The sequence below is a fragment of the Simplicispira psychrophila DSM 11588 genome (genome assembly GCF_000688255.1).
In the GTDB taxonomy this organism is placed as follows: Bacteria; Pseudomonadota; Gammaproteobacteria; order Burkholderiales; family Burkholderiaceae_C; genus Simplicispira; species Simplicispira psychrophila.
The window spans coordinates 141,998-162,351 of sequence record NZ_JHYS01000008.1 but is presented as its reverse complement, the minus strand read 5'-3'; the positions used below and the strand labels follow the sequence as shown (position 1 = coordinate 162,351).

Below are 20,354 nucleotides of genomic sequence, written 5' to 3'. Positions count from 1 at the left end.
TCTTGATATTCCAAGGCACGCAAAAAAGGCACTACCCCCTATGATGTTTTTGCGGCATCTTCGCCGCCTATGAACCATCCAGGAGCCTTTCCATGCTGAAGAAATTTCTGATGTTGATCACTTTGCTGTATGCCGCTGTCTCGTTTGCAGCGGTCGATGTCAACCAAGCCAGCGCGGCTGATCTCGATGGCATCAAGGGTATTGGCCCGACTATTTCGGGCAAGATGCTAAACGAGCGCAAAAAAGGTAACTTCAAAGATTGGAACGACTTTATTGCCCGCGTCAATGGATTGGGCGAGAAGAATGCTGCCAAGTTTTCTGCACAAGGCCTGACTGTCAACGGTAGCGCCTACAGCGGCGCTCCAGCAGCCAAAGCCAGCGACAAAACAGCCAAGGGCAAGCTGACCACAGACAGCAAAGCCGCCGCCAGCGCCGCAAAATCCGCAAGCGAGAAAGAAGCGGCTGTGACCGCCCCTGGGGCGGCAGGTCCAGCGAAAAAATAACCGCTTCCCGCCTTCCTGCACATACCCGCTACGGCGGGTTTTTTACGTCTAAAACCCTTGTAAGCCACGTCTGAACTACGCAATAAGCTCAGTTTCTCATAGCAATTGCAGCCTTGTCGGTAAAATCCTCCACTCATGCCCCTGATCTACCTCATCCTCCTGCCCTTTCTAGGCAGCTTGGTCGCTGCGGTGTTGCCGTCGAATGCGCGCAATACCGAGTCCACGCTGGCCGGGCTGATTGCGCTGGGCTGTGTGGTGCAGGTGGCGCTGCTGTTTCCGCAGATTGCCGATGGCGGAGTACTGCGCCAAGAACTGACTTGGCTGCCGGCGCTGGGGCTGAACCTCGTCGTGCGGATGGATGGGTTCGCCTGGATGTTTTGCATGCTGGTGCTGGGCATTGGCGCGTTGGTGGTGCTGTATGCGCGCTACTACATGTCGCCGGCCGATCCGGTGCCGCGTTTTTTCTCATTCTTTCTGGCCTTCATGGGCGCGATGATGGGCGTGGTGCTGTCGGGCAACCTGTTGCAGCTGGCATTTTTTTGGGAGCTGACCAGTCTGTTCTCGTTCCTACTGATTGGCTACTGGCACCACCGCAAGGATGCGCGGCGCGGCGCGCGCATGGCGCTGACGGTGACTGGCAGTGGCGGGCTGTGCCTGCTGGCGGGGATGTTCATGCTCGGCCACATCGTCGGCAGCTATGACTTGGACCACCTGCTGGCCGCCGGCGAGCAGGTGCGCGCCCACGCGCTGTACCTGCCGGCATTGGTGTTGATTTTGCTCGGCGCGCTGACCAAAAGCGCGCAGTTTCCGTTTCACTTTTGGCTACCGCACGCCATGGCCGCGCCGACGCCAGTGTCAGCCTATCTGCACTCGGCCACCATGGTCAAAGCCGGGGTGTTTTTACTGGCCCGTCTGTGGCCGGTGCTCAGTGGCACCGAAGAATGGTTCTGGCTGGTCGGTGGCGCCGGGGCTTGTACCTTGCTGCTGGGCGGTTATGTCGCCATGTTCCAGCATGACCTGAAAGGCTTGCTGGCGTATTCGACCATTTCGCACTTGGGCTTGATCACGCTGCTGCTGGGCCTGAACAGTCGGCTGGCGGCCGTCGCCGCCGTGTTTCACATCATGAACCACGCCACCTTCAAAGCCTCGCTGTTCATGGCCGTCGGCATCATTGACCACGAAAGCGGCACGCGCGACATTCGGCGCCTGTCTGGGCTGCGCCACATGATGCCGATCACCGCCACGCTGGCAATGGTGGCGGCGGCGGCGATGGCCGGCGTGCCGTTGCTGAACGGCTTTTTATCCAAAGAAATGTTCTTTGCCGAAACGGTGTTTCTGGACGCCAATGATTTTCTACAAATCGCCCTGCCGCTGGTTGCCACCGTGGCTGGCATGTTCAGCGTGGCCTATTCGCTGCGCTTCACGCTCGATGTGTTCTGGGGCCCACCGGCCACCGATCTGCCGTTGGCACCGCACGAGCCACCGCACTGGATGCGCGTACCCGTGGAGCTGCTGGTACTCCTGTGCCTGGTGGTAGGTATCTTTCCGGCCTGGGCCGTAGGCGGGGCGTTGAATGCAGCGGCACGTCCTGTCGTCGGCGGCGAGTTGCCCACGTTCAGCTTGGCCCTGTGGCATGGCTTCAATCTGCCGTTCGCCATGAGCGTGGCAGCCATGCTGGGTGGCATTACTTTGTACCTGTTGCTGCGCTGGCAGCGTACCCGCGGCCAACTACAGATGGCACCGCTGGTGAGTTACTTCAGCGGCCAGCGTGCTTTTGAAGTGGCGCTGACCGCCCTCTCCAACCTGGGCCGCCATGGTCGGCGCTTACTGGGCACACAGCGTTTGCAGTGGCAAATGCTGTGGCTGGTCTGCGCCAGCGTGGCCGCTGCCGCCATGCCGCTGTGGGCGCGCGGCTTGTACATTGGCGACCGCACCGCATTGCCGATGTCGTGGGGCTTTGTACTGTTGTGGGGCATTGGCATGGTCTGCGCCGTGGCGGCGGCCTGGCAAGCCAAATACCACCGTTTGGCTGCGCTGGCACTGATGGGCGGCGCGGGTCTGGTGACTTGCGTAACGTTTTTGTGGTTCTCTGCACCCGACCTGGCACTGACACAATTGGTGGTAGAGATCGTCACCACCGTGTTGATTCTGCTCGGCCTGCGCTGGCTGCCCAAGCGCAAAGAAGACTTGCGCAGCAGTTGGGCTGCCGTGCAAAAACGCAGCACCAAGGCGCGGCGCCTGCGCGACTTGCTGCTGGCGCTGGTCACCGGCGGTGGCATGGCACTGCTGTCGTTTGCCATGCTCAGCCGGCCTTTTGCAGCCAGCACTTCGACCTTCTTCTTGGAAAACGCCCTCAGCGGCGGCGGTGGCAGCAACGTGGTCAACGTGATGCTGGTGGACTTTCGCGGCTTTGACACCTTTGGCGAAATCGTCGTGCTTGGCGTTGTCGCGCTGACGGTGTATGCGCTGCTGCGGCGCTTTCGCCCGGCGCCTGAAATCATGGACTTGCCCGAGCAACAGCGCGCCCTGCCAGCCGACCTGGTGACCGACCTGATCACCCCACGCCAAGCTGCGGACACCGCCATCGGCTACCTGATGGTGCCCGCCGTGCTGGTGCGGCTGCTGCTGCCGTTTGCCGTGCTGCTGTCGGTGTATCTGTTTCTGCGCGGCCACAACCAGCCAGGAGGCGGTTTTGTTGCGGGGCTGGTGCTGTCGGTGGCGCTGCTGCTGCAATACATCGTTTCGGGCACGCAGTGGGTGGAGGCGCATTTACCCCTCAACCCCCGGCGTTGGATAGCCGTCGGCATGCTGTGCGCGCTGCTCACTGGCTTTGGTTCACTGGCTTTCGGTTACCCTTTCATGACCACCCACACTGCGCACGTCACGCTACCGTTGATTGGCGAAATCCACTTTGCCAGCGCCACTTTTTTTGACCTGGGTGTCTACCTGCTGGTGGTCGGCGCAACGCTGCTGATCTTGACCTCTCTCGCCCACCAATCGGTGCGCGGCCACCGCTTTCATGCGCGTTTGGCCGAAGAAGCCGCTGTCGCCGCCTCCGCGATTCTTCCTGTTCACGCTGAAAAAGGACGCCTGTAATGGAACTGGTACTGGCGCTGGCGATTGGCGTGTTGACCGGCTCGGGCGTGTGGCTGCTGCTGCGCCCGCGCACTTTTCAAATCATCATGGGACTGGCGCTGCTGTCGTATGCCGTCAACCTGTTCATCTTCAGCATGGGCCGCTTGGGGCTGGCGACCGGCAAAGCGCCGGTGCTGCAAGCCGGCGTGGTGCAAGATCTAGTGCATTACGCCGACCCGATGCCGCAAGCGCTGGTGCTGACCGCCATCGTGATTGGCTTTGCCATGACGGCACTGTTTCTGGTGGTGCTGCTGGCCTCGCGCGGGCTGTCGGGCACCGACCACGTCGATGGCCATGAGCCCCCAGACCCACGCGACCTGGTATGAGCGACCACACTTTTCTCACCGCTTGGATGCCACACCTGATGCTGGCACCGATCATGCTGCCGCTGTTGACCGCCGCCATCATGCTGCTGCTGCGCGAAGACCAGCACCGCGCCAAGCTGGTGCTCAATTTGGCCTCCACCCTGCTCGGCCTGACCCTAGCCAGCGCCCTGCTGGTATGGGCGCAGCAGCAAGGCGAGCCAGCCACCATGGGCGTCTACTTGCCCGGCAATTGGCCAGCGCCGTTTGGCATTGCGCTGGCGCTTGACCGGCTGTCCGCGCTGATGCTGGTGCTGACCAGCGCCGTCGGCCTGGCCGCTGCCCTGTACGGCTCAGCGCGCTGGTACCGCGCCGGGGTGCATTACCACCCGCTGTTCCAGTTTCAGCTGATGGGTCTGAGCGGCGCTTTTTTGACCGCGGACCTGTTCAATCTGTTCGTGTTTTTTGAAATCATGCTGGCCGCTTCTTACGGCCTGCTGTTGCACGGCTCAGGGCGGGCACGGGTGCAGGCCGGACTGCACTTCATTGCGATTAATTTGGCCGCGTCGTCGCTGTTTTTGATTGGTGTCTCGATGCTGTATGGCCTGACCGGCACGCTGAATATGGCCGATTTGGCGCGTAGCGTGGTCCATGTGCAAGAAGCCGACCGCGGCTTGCTACACGCAGCGGCTGGCATTTTGGCGACGGCATTTTTGATCAAAGCCGCTGTTTGGCCGCTGAATTTCTGGCTGGTGCCGGCCTACAGCGCCGCCACCGCCCCGGTGGGCGCGCTGTTTGCCATCATGACCAAGGTCGGGATCTACGCCATCTTGCGGCTATGGACCCTGGTCTTTGGCAGCGAGGCCGGCCCTTCGGCGCTGTTTGGCGGCCTGTGGCTGATCGGCGGCGGCATGGTGACGATGGCCTTTGGCGCTATCGGCATGCTCGGCTCACAGCGGCTCGGACACTTGGCGGGTTATGCGGCCATCGTGTCGTCCGGCACCCTGCTGGCCGCCATCGGCTTTGGCCAAAACGGTCTGACCGCCGGCCTGCTGTACTACCTGCCCAGCTCGACACTGGCGGTGTGCGCGCTGTTTTTGCTCAGCGATGTCATCGACCGCTGGCGCAGCAGCGACGAGAGCGCCGACCCTTACGAGCCACGCGCCGACGCCGCGCCATTTTTGAACGCCGAACTGGTACCCACCGATAGCAGAAATCTGGATGCCGACGAGGCAGCGCCAGTCGGGCGCGCCATCCCGGCCGCCGCCGCCTTTGTCGGCCTGTCCTTCATGGTCTGTACGCTGCTGATTGCCGGACTGCCACCGTTGTCCGGCTTTGTCGGCAAGGTCGCCCTCCTGACGGCGCTGCTCAACCCGCTCGGCCTGGGGTCTTCTGCCGGGCTGCAGCCAGGCTGGGTCGGCTGGACCTTCATGGCACTGCTGATTGCCTCGGGCCTGCTGGCACTGATCGCTTTCTCGCGCGCCGGCATCCGCCATTTCTGGGCAGCGCACGACCGACCCGCACCGCAACTGCGCATGATTGAAGGCCTGCCGATTGCCGCGCTGCTGGCCGCCTGTATGGCCCTGACCTTCGCCGCCGCCCCCGCCATGCGCTTCACCCAGGCCACGGCCAACGCCCTGCACGCACCCGGCACCTACGTGCGCGCCATCTTGTCGGCCCAGCCGGTGGCGCCGATCCCAGCCCCGTCCGCCCCAGGAGACACGCCATGAAACGCCTGCTCCCTACCCCGTTGCTGTCGGTGGCGCTGCTGTGCCTGTGGCTGCTGCTGAACCACAGCCTGAGCCTGGGCCACCTGCTGCTGGCGCTGATCCTGGCCATCGCCATTCCGCTGCTCACCGCTGGCCTGCGGCCGCTGCCGGTGCGCATCCGCCGCCCCGGTGTCATCCTGCGGCTGATGCTGGCAGTGGCGGCGGACACGGTGCAGTCCAACCTCGGCGTCATCCGCCTGCTGCTCACGCCCGGCGCGCCGCGCCACCCGGCCAACTTTGTCCATGTGCCCTTGCAACTGCGCGACCCCAACGCCCTGGCGGTGCTGGCCACCATTGTTTGCATCACGCCCGGCACGGTGTGGGCGGAACTCTCGCTCGACCGCAGCCTGTTGCTGCTGCATGTCCTGGAAGTGGACGATGCCGCAGCGGTGGCCGCGCACATCAAACAGCGCTACGAGCGCCCGCTGATGGAGATTTTTGAATGACGCCGGTGTTGTCCTGGGCCTTGCCATTGGCCCTGTTCATCCTGCTGCTGGCCATGGCCTTGGCCTTGATGCGTCTGCTGATCGGCCCCGCCGCCCAAGACCGCGTGCTGGCGCTGGACTGCATGTACCTGAACGCCATGCTCGCGATGCTGGTGCTGGCCCTGATGGACGACAGCAGCAACTACTTTGAAGCGGCGCTGCTGATCGCAGTGCTCGGCTTTGTCGGTTCGACCGCCATGGCCAAATTTTTACTGCGCGGCGAGGTCATCGAATGACCGGCGATCTCCCGCCCCTGCTGCCACTGTGGGCCGAAATCAGCGTAGCTGTGCTGGTACTCAGCGGCGCACTGATAGCGCTGCTCGGCTCGTTTGGGCTGCTGCGCCTGCGCAACTTTTTTGAGCGCATCCACGCCCCGGCGATCATCGCCACGCTGGGCTGCTGGTGCGTGATGTATGGCGCATTGCTGTATTTTTCGTTTCGCGGCCAGGGGCTGGCCGTGCACCTGCTGCTGATCGCCGCCTTCATCGCCGTCACCGTGCCCATCACCACCATCTTTCTGATGCGCGCCAGCCTGTTCCGCGCCCGCCAGATGGGTAAAAACGTCCCGCCCAGTCTCAGCACCCCCACTGACAGCACGCAAAAAGCCAACCGCTGACCCGCACTAAAAATAAAAAGTGAGCATACAGCGCTCGTGTTGATTGAATTTCAGCCTCAAAACAGTCTGAAATCTAATAAATACAAGCGGTATAAGCTATTGTTTTTGAATGTCTGGTGGGGGCGGTACCCCCTACCCACTCCGCTTCGATAGCAGTCCCCTTTCAAGTGGCAGGCTGCGACACTGCAGCACCCCACGCATCCGTGTCGGCCTTTCTTACAAGGAACACAGAAACGGTGATTTTGCAAGATGCAAAATCTACTTAAACCATTGATTTAAAAACATTTTTTTTCCCAAGGGGGGTCTGGAATGTTTCTTGCTCAACTGCTTTAAGCAGGCATTTCGCCCGCTTTTTAAGGAGCTCGTACCATGAAAAAATATTTCTGGAACCCCACAGCGCGACACCTCAAACCGTCCCTCGCTGCCCTGGGGCTTGCATTGGGAAGCTTGGTGGCCGGCACTGCTCACGCCAGCGTTTTATATTTTGATTTCAATAGAAATGCCGTGCCGCCTGATGCCTCGATTTTCCTGTTTGGCGCGAGCGGGCAAACAGCGACAGTGGATAATCTGGCGGGCTTTAGCCAAAGCGTCACGCTGGGCGCCAACGGATTTTTCAATCTGGCCATTCCCAACGCTTACCAGCAAAGCGGCACCGGTACCACCAACACCGGCTTTCGCGTGGTTTCGCCGAACCCGCTGGCAGGTTATTTCGTTAACCGTGCCAGTTTTTCCACCGATATGACCTATGTCCAAGACGCCACTGCGCTGGGCAAGAATTACGTGGTGGCAAGCCAGGGCGGTGGTTTTGGCGAAGGCAGCCAAGTGATGGTTCACGCCACTGCGGACAGCACAGCGGTCACTTTCACCCCCAAAGGGGGTGCGCCCATCAACGTCACGCTCAACGCCGGAGAAACCTACAAATACGCCGGTGGCAATACCGACCTGACAGGCTCCACCGTGACTGCCAGCCAAGCGGTGGCGGTTTTTGGTGGACACGAATGCGCACAGGTGCCCATTGGCACTGCCTACTGCGACACGCTGACTGAACAAATGATTGCCACCGACAAACTGTCCAAAACCTATTTGCTCACCGCGTCGGAGGGCGCTTCAAAGGCCTCCACCCTGAGTGATCTGGTGCGTGTGATAGCCACTGCAGACAACACTGAAGTCAAGGTGAATGGCGCGGTCGTGGCCACGCTGAATACCGGCGAGGTCTATGAGTTTTCACTGGGTCAAAACAGCGGAAGCACGGTGGATGCATCTGCGCCCGTGATGGTGGCGCAGTACCTTAAGGGAGGAGAAGGTGCCAATACCGACCCGGCCCTGGCGCTGGTGCCGGGAGCCGACACGTGGCTGAAAAGTTACCGATTGGCCACCCCCAGCGGTTCTCAGGCATTTGTTGAAAACTATGCCTCGCTGGTGATTGGCACAGCCGATCTGGCATCGCTGATGCTTGATGGCGTGAGCGCCAACACCCTTGGCTTCACGCCGATTGCCGGCACCGCCTATAGCCGCGGGTCAGTGGACTTGCCCCTGGGGTTGTTTGACTTGAGCGCGGCCCATCCTTTCCTGGTCATGCTGGGCGGAGGCTCCAATGCGGACAGCTATTTCACCTTCGGTGGCGCCACGTTTGCACCGGGTATTTCGGTGCCACCACCGACCAGCGACGTGCCCGAGCCTGCCACCGTAGCGCTATTGAGCCTGGGACTGCTGGGTGTCGTGGCGACGCGCCGGCGCCGCCCAGGCGCTTGAAGGGCTTCCAGCGCCCTTACCCGGTACGGCGGCCGCAATCACACTGCCCCCAGCCGCCGCCCCCCGGCGTATGCACCTCCAGCACATCGCCGGGCTGCATTTCCACCTGCCCCATCGCCCCGAGCAACTGCACCCGTCCATCCGCCCGCACCACGCGATTGATGCCCACCGCGCCCGGCTGGCCACCGGCCAAACCAAAGGCCGGATGCACCCGCCCATTGGACAAAATGCCCGCTGTCATTGGCTGCAAAAACTGCAAACGGCGCACGCCGCCATGGCCGCCCGGCCAGCGCCCGGCGCCGCCTGAATAGTTGCGGATGGCGTAGCCCAGCAACCGCACCGGAAAACGCCACTCCAGTACTTCCGGGTCGGTCAGGCGCGAATTGGTCATATGGGTTTGCACCACGCTGGTGCCAGAAAAACCGCCGACCAGCGCGCCACTGTCATCAAACACGCCACCAGCGCCACTGCCACCGGCAATGGTTTCGTAGTACTGGTACTGCGCATTGCCAAAGGTCAAGTTGTTCATGGTCGGCTGGCTGGACGCCTGCACACCTAAAGCGCCCAGCAGGGCGTTGGTGATACAGGTCGAAGTCTCGACATTACCCGCCACCACCGCTGCCGGCGGCTGCGGGCTGAGCAAGGAACCGGGCGGAATGATCACCGTGATCGGCTTGAGACATCCCGCGTTGAGCGGAATATCGTCGTCCACCAAGCAGCGAAACACATACAGCACCGCCGCCATGCACACCGCCGTCGGGGCGTTGAAGTTGTTGTCTTGCTGCGCGCTGGTGCCAGTGAAATCCACCTCGGCACTGCGGCTGGCAGCGTTGATACGCACGGCCACCTGAATCTGCGCCCCGTTGTCCAGCGCCAGCGTGAAGGGTGCGTCGGGTACACGCCCCGCCAGTCGGGCGATGGCGCAGCGCACCGACTCTTCGGCGTTGTCCTGCACATGGCCCATGTAGGCCTGCACCATGGGCAGGCCAAAGTCCTGCACCATTTTTTGCAGCTGTTGCGCGCCTTTTCCGTTGGCGGCGATCTGTGCTTTCAAGTCGGCCAAATTTTGCTGCGGATTGCGCGCCGGATAGGCGCCACGGCCCAGCAGGGCCAAAATTTCAGCCTCGCACAGCCGGCCTGCATCGACCAGTTTCAGGTTGTCGATCTGCACGCCCTCTTCTTCAATGCGCGTGGAAAACGGCGGCATCGAGCCCGGCGTACTGCCGCCAATGTCGGCATGGTGGCCGCGGCTGCCGACATAAAACGTCGGCTGCGTGGCGCCCGGTGCATACACCGGTGTGACCACCGTGATATCAGGCAGGTGCGTACCGCCGCAGTACGGGTTGTTGAGCGCAAACACGTCGCCCGGCTGCAGGGTGGCACCGTGGGCGCGCATCACTGCTTGAACGCTCTCGCCCATCGAGCCCAGATGGACGGGGATATGCGGCGCGTTGGCAATCAGCTGGCCTTGGGCGTCGAACAGCGCACAACTGAAGTCCAGCCGCTCTTTGATGTTGACCGAGCTGGCGGTGTTTTGCAGCTGCAGCCCCATCTGCTCGGCAAGGTGCATGAAGCGGTGGTTGAACACCTCCAGCAGCACCGCATCAACCTGTGTACCCACCCCCTGCAGCCGGGCGCGGGGCACGCACCGCTGCAGCAACAGGTGGTTCAGGGTGGTCCCCGTGGCCACCCAACCGGGCTCAACAATAGTAGTGGCGTGCGGCTCAGCGACGATGGCCGGGCCGGCCAGCACATCGCCGGGGCGCAGGTCGGCGCGCACCACCAACGCCGCGTCGTGCCAAGCAGCCACGCCATCGGTGCCGACGGTGTACATCGGCACCGTATCCCGGCGCGGCACGTCGCGCAGTGGCTGCAGCATGTGCTGCGGCTCGTGTGGCGCGGCGCCGGGCAGCACCACTTCGACCGAAATCGCCTCCACCACCAGTGCTTTGCCCGGCATCAAAAAGGCAAAGCGCTGGCGGTAAGCGGCTTCAAAGCTGGCGAGCACGGCGCCAGGGTCACCCAACGGCACCACCAGCGCCGTATCGGTGCCGGCGTAGCGCACATGGATGCGCTGGTGTGTCTGGACGTTCTCCCGCAACGACTCCAGCGCTGTGCCCGCGCTGTGCAGTTGGCGCTCCAGTTCGCCTTGCGCAACCACCTGCAATGCCTGCAAGCACGCCGTCATCTCCGGCCACAGGGCCGCACTGAATGGACTTTCCACCGCCTGCTCCCGCAGTACGCTCTGGTCGGCCAAACCCATGCCATAGGCCGACAACACCCCCGCCAGCGGGTGCACCAGTACGCTTTCCATGCCCAGCGCATCGGCCACCAGACAGGCGTGCTGGCCACCCGCGCCGCCAAAGCACTGCAGCGTGTAACGAGTCACGTCGTAACCCCGCACCACCGATATTTTCTGGATGGCATGGGCCATCTGCTGCACGGCAATCTGGATGAAACCGTGCGCTGCCGCCGCTGCGCTGCGCCCGGTCTGCTGCGCCAGCGCGGTGAACTGCGCGCGCACGGCGTCGGCGTCCAGCGCCTCATTGGCCCTTGGGCCGAAGATCCGAGGAAAGTGCGCCGGTTGCAGTTTGCCGACCATCACGTTGGCATCGGTCACCGTCAGCGGCCCGCCGCGCCGGTAGCTGGCCGGGCCGGGGTGGGCGCCGGCGCTGTCCGGGCCGACGCGAAAACGCGCGCCGTCAAAGCGCAGCAGCGAGCCGCCGCCCGCTGCCACGGTGTGGATGGCCAGCATCGGCACGCGCATCCGCACGCCCGCCACCTGGGTCTCGAACTCGCGCTCCAGCGCGCCGGCAAAGTGGCTGACGTCGGTCGAGGTGCCGCCCATGTCAAAACCAATCACCTGCACCTGATCGGCCCACTGCGCCGTGCGTGCCATGCCGACCATGCCGCCGGCGGGGCCAGACAAGACGGCATCCTTACCCTGGAACGCTTGCGCATCGGCCAGTCCGCCCGACGATTGCATGAAGAACAGCGGCACGCCCGGCAGCTCGGCCGCCACCTGATCGACGTAGCGGCGCAGCAGCGGCGACAAATAGGCATCCACCACCGTGGTATCACCCCGACTGACAAACTTCATCAGCGCGCTGGTGCCATGCGAGGTGCTGACATGCGTAAAGCCGACTGCGCGCGCTAGGCGCTCAGCCGCCTGTTCATGCGCGGCGTAGCGGTAGCCGTGCATGAAAACAATCGCCACGCTGCGCAGACCCGCATCGTAGGCGGCCCACAGACGCTCGCGCAGCGACTCTTCTTCTAGCGCCTGCACCACCTCGCCGTGCGCGCCCATGCGCTCCTGGGCTTCAATCACGCGCTGGTACAGCAGCTCGGGCAACACGATATGGCGGTCAAAAATGCGTGGGCGGTTTTGGTAGCCAATGCGCAGCGCGTCCCGAAACCCCGCCGTGGTCACCAGCAGGGTTGGCTCGCCTTGGCGCTCCAACAGGGCATTGGTGGCCACGGTGGTGCCCATCTTCACGCACTCCACCCGCTCCGGCGTGATCGGCGCATCCGGCGCCAGCCCGAGCAGGTGGCGCATACCGGCCACCGCCGCATCGCGGTATTGCTCCGGGTTGTCGGACAGCAGCTTGTGCGTGACCAGCGTGCCGTCCGGTCGGCGCCCGACGACATCGGTAAAAGTACCGCCACGGTCAATCCAGAACTGCCAGCGGGCAAAATGGGGGGAAGTCATAGGCTTTTAATACTATTAAAAAGTGAGCTATTAGCGCATATATACAGTGCGCTTGAAGGCCATTTGACCCTATTATCACCACCCATGCTGAATGTTTTTGCTATCTGCTGCGGCGCCAGTCTGGGCGCGCTGGCCCGCTGGGGTCTGGGGCTGTGGCTCAGCCCTGGCGGCGCACTGCCGTGGGGCACGCTGGCGGCCAACTGGATTGGTGCTTATGCCATCGGCGTCGGCCTGGCGCTGCTGCACAACTTGCCGCATCTGGACCCGGCCTGGCGGCTGGCGCTGATCACCGGATTTTTAGGTGCGCTGACGACGTTTTCCAGCTTTTCTGCCGAAATCATCACCTTGCTGCAGCAGCAACGCTACCTGCTGGCCCTGGGCAGCACCAGCTTGCACCTGGGCGGCTCGCTACTGCTGACCTATCTGGGGCTGCAATCGGTGGCGTTGGTGCTGCACCTCAATTCCTGAGCGCTGGTGTGCCCCGCCACTCCCGAAACGGATACAAGCACAGTCAGGGGAAACACTCTCTTTTCCATAGCTGCCAGCGCATGAGCAGAAAGCATAATGGCGACTTCCGCTGCAAAAAATCAGGCTGGCGCCTGCGGTGCAGCGGCTCTGCCGCAACATTTTTCAGGGCCCTTGCGCCGCGATACCTGACACCCCATGGAAGCCAACACCCAACTCAATGAAAGCCGACTGGCCGACGCCTGGCAAGAACTGCACCTGCAGTCGATCAACGGCAACGCGCTGAAAGCCGACTCCAATCGGCTGGCCTTTGCCGATCCCGAATTTCTGCTGCGCCGCGAGACCCGCGGTATCCGCTTTCAACTCGAACTGCTCAAACCCGAACTAGGCCAAGTCGAACAAGGCATAGAGCACACCGTGGTGGTGTATGGCAGCGCCCGTTTTATCGCCCCCGACGAAGCAGCCGCGCTGCTGGCACAAGCCCAGAACAACGGCGATGCCGAGGGCTTGGCGCGGGCCGAACGCACCGTGCGCAATGCCCACTATTACGACCAGGCACGCCAGTTCTCACGCCTGGTCGCCCAGCACAGCAACCGCCAAACCTCGGAAAACTGTTTGTATATCTGCACCGGCGGCGGCCCCGGCATCATGGAAGCGGCCAACCGCGGCGCCCATGACGAGGGCGCCCCGACCGTGGGATTGAACATCGTGCTGCCGCATGAGCAAAACGGCAACCGTTTCATCACCCCCACGCTGAACTTCAAATTCCACTACTTTGCACTGCGCAAGATGCATTTCATGATGCGTGCCAAGGCGCTGGTGGCGTTTCCAGGCGGCTTTGGCACCATGGACGAGTTGTTTGAAGTGCTCACGCTGGTGCAAACCGGCAAAGCCAAGCCGGTGCCTATCGTGCTGTTTGGCAGCGACTACTGGAAGCGCTTCATCAACTTTGAAATGCTGGTCGAAGAAGGCACCATTTCAGCCAAGGATCTGTCCTTGTTCCACTACGTGGATACTGCTGTAGAGGCATGGCACCTGGTGCGCGATTTTTACCACCTCGGCCCCTGACAGAAGAAGCCAGCCGCGCCCTCACTCCTCCTCGGGCACGGGCAGCAACACCACCTCAGCCACAGCGTCGGAGGCCGGCAAAGCCTCGACGTCGCGCAGCTTGCGCTGGATAGCGCGCGTGCGCACGCCGACTTCGTCAAATTTCTTCGCCGCTGCGTCGATGGATTTTTTCGTCGCATCGACGGCCTCGCCAAACTTGGCAAATTCAGTCTTGACTTGGCCGAGCATGTTCCAGACCTCGGACGAGCGCTTTTCAATCGCCAGCGTCTTGAAGCCCATTTGCAGGCTGCTGAGCATCGCCGCCAAGTTGGCCGGGCCGGTGATCATCATGCGGCAGTCGTTCTGCACCGCCTCGACCAGACCGGGGCGGCGCATCACTTCAGCAAACAGACCCTCGGTGGACAGGTAGAGCACGGCAAAGTCGGTGGTGTGCGGCGGCGAGACGTACTTGCCATAAATCTTGCGCGCTTCGAGCTTGATCGAGGTCTCGAACGCATGGCCGGCCGCTGCCACAGCGGCCTTGTCGGCGCTGTCGTGCGCGTCCATCAGGCGCTGGTAGGACTCCACCGGGTATTTCGAATCGATCGGCAGCCACACCGGCTGATCTTCACTGTGGCCCGGCAAGCGGATGGCAAATTCAACCAGCTCGGCGCTGCCCGGCACGGTCTTGACGTTGCGCGCGTACTGGCCGGGCGTGAGCACGTTCTCGATGATCGCGCCCAATTGCAGCTCGCCCCAGGTGCCACGCGACTTGACGTTGGTCATCACGCGCTTCAGGTCGCCGACGCTGGCGGCCAACGTCTGCATCTCGCCCAGGCCTTTGTGCACCTGCTCCAGCCGATCGCTGACCAGCTTGAAGGAGTCGCCCAGGCGCTGCTCCAGCGTCGCGTGGAGTTTTTCGTCCACGGTACGGCGCATTTCTTCCAGTTTGGTCGCGTTGTCCATCTGGATGGCGGCCAAGCGCTCGTTCAGCGCTGTGCGCAGTTGTTCAGCGTTGTGCTGGCTGCCCTGCACCAGACCGGACAGCTGCTGCGAAACGGCATCCTGCAGCACCGCAAACTGGTTCTGCAACTGGGCGCCGTGGCCCTGCAACTGGTCTTTGAGAGCGCTGGACATGCTGACCAACTGGCTGTGGATGTCGCCTTTGAGCGAATCCAGCGTTTGCCGTGTCGCGCCCTCCAGCCCCAGCAGGCGCCGCTCCAGCTTCAACTCCAGCACGCTCAGGGTGGCCTGCGCATCGGTGCGGCTGGTGCGCGACTCGGCTACCGCCTGACCCAGGCGCTCTTCCACGGCTTGGCTGAGGTTGCGCAGTTGCTGGCCCATGCCCGCCAGCGCGCCATCGTTTTTGGCTACCGCCAGCTGCGTCGCCTGTGCGGTGCTGGCCAGTGTCTGCAAGCGCTCGCGCCATTCGGCCGGCATATCGACGCGTGGACGGCGCCACAGCAGCAGCACCAGCAAAATCAATACGAGCACCAGCAGACCGGCGAGTACCAGGGCATCTGTCGTCATGGACAATTCACTCTTATTTTAATAGCTTGAAGCGCATATCCCGTATGGGCTTAAGGCCTGTTTTACTCTAAAAATACCGATTTTCAATCCACCACCCGGTTCACTGGCGTGAGCGCTCCCCGGCCAGCAAAAAAGGCGATCAGGTTGTCGGCCGCCAGGTTCGCCATAGCCAGGCGCGTGGTCACGGTAGCACTGGCGATGTGCGGTGTCAGCACCACATTGGTCAGTGCCAACAGATCAGGGTGTACCGCCGGCTCGTCCTCAAAGACGTCCAGGCCAGCGGCAGCGATTTGGCGCGTGCGCAGCGCGTGGGCCAGCGCCGCATCGTCCACAATGCCGCCGCGTGCAATGTTCACCAGCGTGGCCGTGGGTTTCATCAGTGCCAGCTCGGGCGCGCCGATGGTGTGGTGGGATTCAGCGGTATAGGGCAGCACCAGCAGCACGTGGTCGGCGCTGCGCAGCAACATTTCCTTGCCAACGTAGCGCGCCTGGCACTGGGCTTCGACGGCGGGCTCCAGCGGCGTGCGGTTGTGGTAAATCACTTCCATGCCAAAACCCAGCGCACCGCGCTGCGCAATGCCTTGGCCAATGCGGCCCATGCCAATGATGCCGAGCGTGCTGCCATGCACTTCAGCACCGGCAAACAGGTCGTAGCGCCAGCTCTGCCATTGGCCGGCGCGCAGGTAATGCTCGGCTTCAGAAACCCGCCGGGCGGCTGCCAGCAGCAGGGCAAAACCAAAATCAGCTGTGGTCTCGGTCAGCACATCGGGGGTGTTGGTGCCCTGCACACCGGCTGCGGTCATGGCCTCAATATCAAAGTTGTTGTAACCCACGGCCATATTGGCAACGATCTTCAGGCGCGGGCAGACCGCCATCAGCTCCGAGTCGATGCGCTGGCTACCGGTGCTCAACAAGCCGTCCTTGTCGGCCAGACGCGCCAGCAGCTCGGGCAGCGTCCAAACAACATCTTGCGGGTTGGCCTCCACCTCAAAGTGCTGCGACAGGCGCTCGACCACTTCCGGAAAAATCGCGCGGGCAATCAGGATGCGGGGCTTGTGCATGGCAGGTTTTCCTTTATGTGTGCAGCGTGCGCGCTCAATCAGCGAAACCAGATGAAGGTCATGATGACAAACAACGGCAGCAAAATTCCGCACGACCACACCATGTAACCAAAGAAACTGGGCATACGCACGCCCCGGTCTTCGGCAATCGCCTTCACCATCAGGTTCGGTGCATTGCCAATATAGGTATTGGCACCCATGAACACCGCCCCCGCCGACACGGCCGCTAGGGTAGGCGCCAGCGCCGTCATCAGCGTCACCGGATCACCGCCGGCGGTATTGAAGAACACCAGATAGGTCGGTGCGTTGTCCAGGAACGAGGACAGCAATCCCGTGGCCCAGAAATACATTGCCGGGTCAGGGGTACCGTCGGTCCGCGTGACGGCCGACACAATGGCGCCAAAAGGCCCATGGACGCCAGCTTTAAGCATGGCAATGACGGGAATGATAGTCAGGAAGATGCCGGCAAACAACTTGGCCACCTCTTGCATCGGCGCCCAGCCAAACTGGTTGTCCACATGCACTTTGGGCGGCGTCAGCGCCAGCGAGGCCAGCGTCACCAGCACCAGACCGACATCGCGCACCAGCCCGGGCAGACCAACCGGCGTACCGGCTACGTCAAACACCACCGGCGACTTCCAGAAGCCACTCAGCAGCACCAGCGCCACGACCACGCCCAACAAGGCAAAGTTGACCTTGCCATCAAAACCGATGCTGAGCGTGGTCGGCGTCGGGTCCACGCGCCGGAAGTCCTCAGGGTGGCGGAAATACCAACTGTCAATGGCGTAGAAAATCCCCAACAGCACCACCACCAGGAACAGGGTTTCCTGGTAAATGTGGGCCACGGTCCAGAAGAAATCAATGCCCTTCAAAAAGCCCAAAAACAGCGGTGGATCGCCCAACGGCGTCAGCGAACCGCCGGCGTTGGAAACGATGAAGATAAAAAACACCACCACGTGGACGCTGTGCCTGCGGTTGTCGTTGGCACGGATCAATGGGCGAATCAACAGCATCGAGGCGCCCGTCGTGCCCATGAAACTGGCCAGCACAGCCCCCAGGGCCAGCAACGTGGTGTTCAGCACCGGGCTGCCCTTCAAGTTGCCACGGATGTAAATGCCGCCGGCCACTGTGTACAGTGCCGTGAGCAATACGACAAAGGGAACGTATTCCGCCATCAATGCATGTACCAAGTTCACGCCTGCCGCCCCAGGACCAAAAACCACCGCAAACGGCAGCAAAAACGCCAGTCCCCAGGCACCAATCACCTTGCCAAAATGGTGGTGCCAAAAAATCGGCGCCAGCAGCGGTATCAACGCGATCGACAACAAAATACCGGCAAAGGGCACGCCCCACCACAACGGCAAGGCACTGCCGTCCATATCGGCGGCCAGCGCCCAACCGGGCAACGCCCAAAGCGCAGCCGCCACCAGCCAATGCATCGGTTTCATAGGCGTATCTCCCTGGCAATTTTTAAAAATGAGGTGGAAACTACGCAAGTTCCCCGTAAAAACACGGTACCCGAGGCCCGCGCCAAAGTGTAGGCCATGCGCGCACCCAGCAGAGGCGACGATCTGCCTTCTCAGCATGGCCGTAAACATACCGTCAAAAATGTATTACAAGCTTACTGAGCTTGCAGTGGAAGCTACTATTTATATAGCATATTAATGCTGCACCGCATCGGTCATGGAGTTCAGCCAGGCCCTATCGCAAGCGCGCTGACAAGAAGGACTGGGCACTGCGTCATAAGGTTGCTGCGCTTGCGCATAAAAGATACCAATAGATACCTCTAAATGACTGCAATGCAATATAAAAGTCTTGCATTTACTGCCTATCTACTTAGAATCTTCTTTATGCTGCAGTGCAACATGAGGCTGATCAAGTCACAGCAGCTAACTGTAGACCACGTGTTTTTTTCAACTTAATTTTTGGAGTGATTAAATGTCTCTGACCAACGAACAACTTCTGGCCGCACACAAAGCAAACATCGAAATGCTGTTTGGCTTGACCAATAAGGCTTTTGAAGGCGTTGAGAAGCTCGTGGAATTGAATCTGACCGCTTCACGCACTGCGCTGAACGAAGCTGCCAGCAATGCGCAGGCCGCATTCGCCGCTAAAGATGCGCAAGAATTGATGGCACTGCAAGCCAGCCTGTTCCAGCCTCTGGCCGAAAAAGCAGCCTCCTACAGCCGTCACCTGTACGAAATCGCTACCGGTGCCAGCGCTGAATTCACCAAAGCCCTGGAAGCCCAGACTGCTGAAGCACAAAAGAATTTTGTCTCCCTGGTGGACACCGCTTCTGCGAACGCACCCGCCGGCTCTGAAAGCGCTGTCGCAGCCATGAAGAACGCTGTTTCGGTGGCCTCCAATGCTTTCGATTCCGTGCAAAAAGCCGTCAAGCAAGCCACGGAAGCCGCAGAAGCCAACTTCAGCGCTGCTGCTGAATCCGCCAACGAAGCAGCCAAATCGGCTGTGGCGCGCACCACCGTCAAGCGTTAATGCAGTGGAGGGCAAAAGCGCCCTCTCCTGCTGCTTGCAGAACACGCTTCGGGTGAGTCGTTGCCATAACTGCCAAGTTATCGCCAACGCTCAGCCCGTCAGCGACAGATTGTCTCCTTGGATCCTCTGGAAACATCCGTTTCAAAGATCCCTTACAGCCCGGTGCCCACCGGGCTTTTTTTTGCCTGTTATTTTTCTACAGGCTGTCTGACAGCTGCTAATCCGCTTGAGAAGCACTGGATGATTGCGAATAATTCGCGTTTAAATTATGATGAAAAATTGTTTCACTATCCGAGCACTTCACCCATGTCGAAAAAAATAACCGCGGCCTTGACCACCTTCGCTCTATTGGCAGCCGTCAGCGTCACGCAGGCGCAAGCCCAGGACAGTGTCGTCAATTTATATTCGGCACGCCACTACTCGACCGACGAAGCGCTCTACAGCGGCTTTACCAAGGCCACCGGGATCAAAATCAACCGTGTCGATGCAGACGATGCCGGCATTCTGGCCCGGCTGAAGGCCGAAGGCGCAGCATCGCCGGCCGATGTAATTTTGCTGGTGGATGCAGCGCGGCTGTATCGCGGCGAAGTAGATGGCCTGTTTCAGCCGATCCAGTCCAAGACACTGAACGAAGCCATCCCGACCAATCTGCGCAGCAAGCCAGAGGCTGACGGCGGTATTTCATGGTTTGGTTTTTCTACCCGTGCGCGCGTCATCGTCTACAACAAGGTCAAGGTCAACAAGGAAGACGTGGACACTTATGAAGAGCTAGGTGACCCGAAGAACAAAGGCAAGCTGTGTATTCGCTCCGGCTCGCACCCCTACAACCTGAGCCTGTTTGGTGCCGTGACGGAGCACCTGGGTGAGCAAAAAACCGAAGAATGGCTCAAGGGCATGGTCGCCAACTTGGCGCGCTCACCCAAGGGTGGAGATACCGACCAGATCAAGGCCGTGGCTTCGGGTGAATGCGACATTGCCGTCACCAACAGCTACTATCTGGCACGCCTGATGCGTTCGTCCAAGCCGGAAGAGGTGGCGGTGGCTAACAAAGTCGGCGTAGTGTTCCCTAACCAGCAGTCCTGGGGCACACACATGAACATTGCCGGCGGCGCTGTCGCCAAATATGCCAAAAATCAGGCTAATGCGGTTAAATTCCTTGAATATCTGGCCAGCCCAGAGGCACAAAATTACTTTGCTAACGGTAATAACGAGTGGCCTGCCGCCAAAGGTGTAACCATTGCCAACCCCGCCCTGAAGGCCATGACCGGAAACGCGCCATTCAAGAGCGAAACCATCCACATCAGCGCGGTGGGTGCCAACACCACCAAGGTGCAGCAAATGCTTGATCGCGTCGGTTTTAAATAATGCTCCGCACCTGAACACGACCCGTCTCCTCTGCCCGGACCTGCCGGGCTTTTTTTTAAGTGCTTTCGCATAGGCATCCCGCATAATTGACGCTTACGTTAACGTCATACATCGGAGAC

The 20,354-nt window shown here is 61.1% G+C and carries 16 protein-coding genes; 12 read left to right on the top strand and 4 right to left on the bottom strand.

The features are described 5' to 3' along the window. The first annotated feature begins 92 nt into the window (after positions 1-92). From Q390_RS0110335 to Q390_RS0110300, 8 genes are all read left to right on the top strand, one after another. Positions 93-503 (top strand): ComEA family DNA-binding protein, encoded by a 411-nt coding sequence (locus Q390_RS0110335; protein WP_027995990.1) that lies wholly within the window; start codon positions 93-95, stop codon positions 501-503. Positions 504-638: 135 nt separating this feature from the next. Next, complete coding sequence (locus tag Q390_RS0110330; RefSeq protein ID WP_027995989.1) at positions 639-3,599, top strand: monovalent cation/H+ antiporter subunit A; 2,961 nt, start codon at positions 639-641, stop codon at positions 3,597-3,599. Continuing rightward, positions 3,599-3,964: a Na+/H+ antiporter subunit C gene (locus Q390_RS0110325; protein WP_027995988.1), complete on the top strand. Its 366-nt coding sequence runs from the start codon at positions 3,599-3,601 to the stop codon at positions 3,962-3,964. The genes Q390_RS0110330 and Q390_RS0110325 overlap by 1 nt, the downstream gene beginning before the upstream one ends. Further along, the gene (locus tag Q390_RS0110320) at positions 3,961-5,670 is read left to right on the top strand and encodes a monovalent cation/H+ antiporter subunit D (RefSeq protein WP_037472676.1); all 1,710 of its coding nucleotides are present in this window, start codon (positions 3,961-3,963) and stop codon (positions 5,668-5,670) included. The genes Q390_RS0110325 and Q390_RS0110320 overlap by 4 nt, the downstream gene beginning before the upstream one ends. Next, positions 5,667-6,155, top strand: a complete 489-nt coding sequence (locus Q390_RS0110315) for a Na+/H+ antiporter subunit E (RefSeq protein ID WP_027995986.1) — start codon at positions 5,667-5,669, stop codon at positions 6,153-6,155. Before Q390_RS0110320 ends, Q390_RS0110315 begins: the two co-directional genes overlap by 4 nt. Continuing rightward, complete coding sequence (locus Q390_RS0110310) at positions 6,152-6,430, top strand: K+/H+ antiporter subunit F (RefSeq protein ID WP_027995985.1); 279 nt, start codon at positions 6,152-6,154, stop codon at positions 6,428-6,430. The genes Q390_RS0110315 and Q390_RS0110310 overlap by 4 nt, the downstream gene beginning before the upstream one ends. Further along, positions 6,427-6,810, top strand: coding sequence for a monovalent cation/H(+) antiporter subunit G (mnhG, locus tag Q390_RS0110305; RefSeq protein WP_027995984.1), 384 nt, complete (start codon positions 6,427-6,429; stop codon positions 6,808-6,810). The genes Q390_RS0110310 and mnhG overlap by 4 nt, the downstream gene beginning before the upstream one ends. A gap of 369 nt (positions 6,811-7,179) precedes the next feature. After that, positions 7,180-8,562 (top strand): IgGFc-binding protein, encoded by a 1,383-nt coding sequence (locus Q390_RS0110300; RefSeq protein ID WP_084153867.1) that lies wholly within the window; start codon positions 7,180-7,182, stop codon positions 8,560-8,562. A 16-nt stretch (positions 8,563-8,578) separates the two neighbouring features. Here the strand turns inward: Q390_RS0110300 and Q390_RS0110295 are convergent, their stop codons facing one another. Then, positions 8,579-12,271 carry a hydantoinase B/oxoprolinase family protein gene (locus Q390_RS0110295; protein WP_027995982.1) on the bottom strand — a complete coding sequence of 1,231 codons (3,693 nt, stop codon included), beginning with the start codon at positions 12,269-12,271 and terminating at the stop codon, positions 8,579-8,581. 84 nt (positions 12,272-12,355) lie between these two features. On the opposite strand from Q390_RS0110295, the gene crcB reads away from it, so the two are divergent. Beyond that, positions 12,356-12,739 (top strand): fluoride efflux transporter CrcB, encoded by a 384-nt coding sequence (gene crcB, locus Q390_RS0110290; protein WP_027995981.1) that lies wholly within the window; start codon positions 12,356-12,358, stop codon positions 12,737-12,739. A gap of 195 nt (positions 12,740-12,934) precedes the next feature. After that, a complete protein-coding gene (locus tag Q390_RS0110285; protein WP_027995980.1) occupies positions 12,935-13,804 on the top strand; it encodes an LOG family protein in 870 nt (289 codons plus the stop codon). A 21-nt stretch (positions 13,805-13,825) separates the two neighbouring features. Here Q390_RS0110285 and Q390_RS0110280 read toward each other — a convergent pair whose 3' ends face one another. The 3 genes from Q390_RS0110280 to Q390_RS0110270 all read right to left on the bottom strand — a co-directional run bounded on the left by Q390_RS0110280 (position 13,826) and on the right by Q390_RS0110270 (position 17,822). Next, positions 13,826-15,313 (bottom strand): DNA recombination protein RmuC, encoded by a 1,488-nt coding sequence (locus Q390_RS0110280; protein ID WP_027995979.1) that lies wholly within the window; start codon positions 15,311-15,313, stop codon positions 13,826-13,828. Between the two features lie 83 nt (positions 15,314-15,396). Continuing rightward, a complete protein-coding gene (locus tag Q390_RS0110275; protein ID WP_027995978.1) occupies positions 15,397-16,374 on the bottom strand; it encodes a 2-hydroxyacid dehydrogenase in 978 nt (325 codons plus the stop codon). Between the two features lie 38 nt (positions 16,375-16,412). Then, the gene (locus Q390_RS0110270) at positions 16,413-17,822 is read right to left on the bottom strand and encodes a sodium:proton antiporter (protein WP_027995977.1); all 1,410 of its coding nucleotides are present in this window, start codon (positions 17,820-17,822) and stop codon (positions 16,413-16,415) included. A gap of 490 nt (positions 17,823-18,312) precedes the next feature. Between Q390_RS0110270 and phaP the strand changes: the two genes are divergently transcribed. Both phaP and Q390_RS0110260 read left to right on the top strand, forming a co-directional pair. Next, complete coding sequence (gene phaP, locus Q390_RS0110265) at positions 18,313-18,870, top strand: TIGR01841 family phasin (protein ID WP_027995976.1); 558 nt, start codon at positions 18,313-18,315, stop codon at positions 18,868-18,870. 306 nt (positions 18,871-19,176) lie between these two features. Then, positions 19,177-20,235 (top strand): Fe(3+) ABC transporter substrate-binding protein, encoded by a 1,059-nt coding sequence (locus Q390_RS0110260; protein WP_027995975.1) that lies wholly within the window; start codon positions 19,177-19,179, stop codon positions 20,233-20,235. Positions 20,236-20,354 lie beyond the last annotated feature (119 nt).

Excerpts from the sequence above, each read along its gene's own strand:
- Q390_RS0110335 (WP_027995990.1), top strand. The coding sequence starts at position 93 with ATGCTGAAGAAATTTCTGATGTTGATCACTTTGCTGTATGCCGCTGTC.
- Q390_RS0110330 (WP_027995989.1), top strand. The coding sequence starts at position 639 with ATGCCCCTGATCTACCTCATCCTCCTGCCCTTTCTAGGCAGCTTGGTC.
- Q390_RS0110325 (WP_027995988.1), top strand. The coding sequence starts at position 3,599 with ATGGAACTGGTACTGGCGCTGGCGATTGGCGTGTTGACCGGCTCGGGC.
- Q390_RS0110320 (WP_037472676.1), top strand. The coding sequence starts at position 3,961 with ATGAGCGACCACACTTTTCTCACCGCTTGGATGCCACACCTGATGCTG.
- Q390_RS0110315 (WP_027995986.1), top strand. The coding sequence starts at position 5,667 with ATGAAACGCCTGCTCCCTACCCCGTTGCTGTCGGTGGCGCTGCTGTGC.
- Q390_RS0110310 (WP_027995985.1), top strand. The coding sequence starts at position 6,152 with ATGACGCCGGTGTTGTCCTGGGCCTTGCCATTGGCCCTGTTCATCCTG.
- mnhG (WP_027995984.1), top strand. The coding sequence starts at position 6,427 with ATGACCGGCGATCTCCCGCCCCTGCTGCCACTGTGGGCCGAAATCAGC.
- Q390_RS0110300 (WP_084153867.1), top strand. The coding sequence starts at position 7,180 with ATGAAAAAATATTTCTGGAACCCCACAGCGCGACACCTCAAACCGTCC.
- Q390_RS0110295 (WP_027995982.1), bottom strand. The coding sequence starts at position 12,271 with ATGACTTCCCCCCATTTTGCCCGCTGGCAGTTCTGGATTGACCGTGGC.
- crcB (WP_027995981.1), top strand. The coding sequence starts at position 12,356 with ATGCTGAATGTTTTTGCTATCTGCTGCGGCGCCAGTCTGGGCGCGCTG.
- Q390_RS0110285 (WP_027995980.1), top strand. The coding sequence starts at position 12,935 with ATGGAAGCCAACACCCAACTCAATGAAAGCCGACTGGCCGACGCCTGG.
- Q390_RS0110280 (WP_027995979.1), bottom strand. The coding sequence starts at position 15,313 with ATGACGACAGATGCCCTGGTACTCGCCGGTCTGCTGGTGCTCGTATTG.
- Q390_RS0110275 (WP_027995978.1), bottom strand. The coding sequence starts at position 16,374 with ATGCACAAGCCCCGCATCCTGATTGCCCGCGCGATTTTTCCGGAAGTG.
- Q390_RS0110270 (WP_027995977.1), bottom strand. The coding sequence starts at position 17,822 with ATGAAACCGATGCATTGGCTGGTGGCGGCTGCGCTTTGGGCGTTGCCC.
- phaP (WP_027995976.1), top strand. The coding sequence starts at position 18,313 with ATGTCTCTGACCAACGAACAACTTCTGGCCGCACACAAAGCAAACATC.
- Q390_RS0110260 (WP_027995975.1), top strand. The coding sequence starts at position 19,177 with ATGTCGAAAAAAATAACCGCGGCCTTGACCACCTTCGCTCTATTGGCA.